This is a genomic window from Bifidobacterium catulorum, from assembly GCF_003129925.1.
GTDB lineage: Bacteria > Actinomycetota > Actinomycetes > Actinomycetales > Bifidobacteriaceae > Galliscardovia > Galliscardovia catulorum.
The window spans coordinates 1-1366 of record NZ_QFFN01000076.1 but is presented as its reverse complement, the minus strand read 5'-3'; the positions used below and the strand labels follow the sequence as shown (position 1 = coordinate 1366).

The 1366-nt window shown below is 56.4% G+C and carries 1 protein-coding gene; it reads right to left on the bottom strand.

From position 1 onward, the window contains the following. Positions 1-79: 79 nt before the first annotated feature. Positions 80-1219, bottom strand: a complete 1140-nt coding sequence (locus DF200_RS10545) for an IS30 family transposase (protein WP_241520241.1) — start codon at positions 1217-1219, stop codon at positions 80-82. Positions 1220-1366 lie beyond the last annotated feature (147 nt).

The following is a 1366-nucleotide window of genomic DNA, read 5'->3' as shown; positions in this document are numbered from 1 at the left end:
GGCGGATTCTAGTGGTGGTTGCAACACCTGTGTTGTTGTGCCACCTTGGATGGTGGTCTTTGCAATGGTGATGATCGTATCATGCGGCGTTGATGAGTTCGAGTATTTTCTCGCTTGGTTTCTTGTAGTCGAGTGTTTTGCGGGGCCGGTCGTTGAGTTCCTCAGCGACCGCGTCGAGGTACGCTTCCGGATAGACGCTCAGATCAGTGCCTTTCGGGAAATATTGGCGTAATAGTCCGTTCGTGTTCTCGTTCGTACCGCGCTGCCAGGGTGAATGCGGGTCACAGAAATACACTCGCATGTCCAGTGCGGTCGAGATGCGCTTGTGCAGGGCGAGTTCAACACCTTGATCCCAAGTCAGTGAATTACGCAACAACTTGGGCAAATACCGCATTTTATTGATAATGGCTTGTTGCACGTGTTCGGCATCATGCCCGTCGGGCAGGTGCAAGAGGATCGTGAACCTGGTCGAACGTTCCACAAGCGTACCAATCGCACTCTTATTACCCGCGCCGCAAATCAAGTCACCCTCCCAATGACCGGGTATCGCTCGATCCTCGACCTCAGCGGGCCGTTCGCTGATCATCACCATGGGCTCGCGGAAGCGCGGCCTGCGCGAGTCTGTTTGACTGTGCGGCCTGCGTCGGGCGCGTCCACTCCTCAACGCTTTGGTAATGTCCTTCCTGAGTTCGCTTCTGGCCTGGACGTAGATGGCCTGATAAATCGTTTCCGTGCACACGTGCATAGTCTTATCATCCGGGAACATGGTCCTCAAGCGTCCCGCGATCTGTTCAGGACTCCAATGCGACTCCAAGCCGAAGCGAATACGATCAAGCAAACCCGGTATCGTACGTATCTTCACGGGCTTGGGTCGTTTCAACCGGTCAGCACTCAACTGCTGCGCCCGATACGGCTCATACATGCCGGTGGCGGGATTCGTATTACGAGCCAGTTCACGACTCACCGTCGACGCCGAACGATGTAGCCTACGCGCAATCGCGCGCACGCTCATACCATTCTTCCGCCAGTCGGCGATGCTGATGCGCTCGTCCTGGCTCAAATACCTCGAACTGATCTTCCCGGGAATATCCACGGTGGAACGATACCAGTCCACACACGGTCGAACAACACGACCATCCGAACGCACCCGACCATGACGCCACACCTTGCCCGTACGCTTCGACACACCCACCGCGTGAGCAGCCTGTGTGAAGTTCATACCCGCCTTAAGATACTCCACATATCGACGCCGCCGCGCCACACACATCTCACCACGCGTCGCGTACTCCACACCCTCAAACACCCACCTGCCCACCTGATCCTCCCAACGGTCAGTCAGGTGTTGCAACGACCACTAGAACCCGCC

Excerpts from the sequence above, each read along its gene's own strand:
- DF200_RS10545 (WP_241520241.1), bottom strand. The coding sequence starts at position 1,219 with ATGAACTTCACACAGGCTGCTCACGCGGTGGGTGTGTCGAAGCGTACG.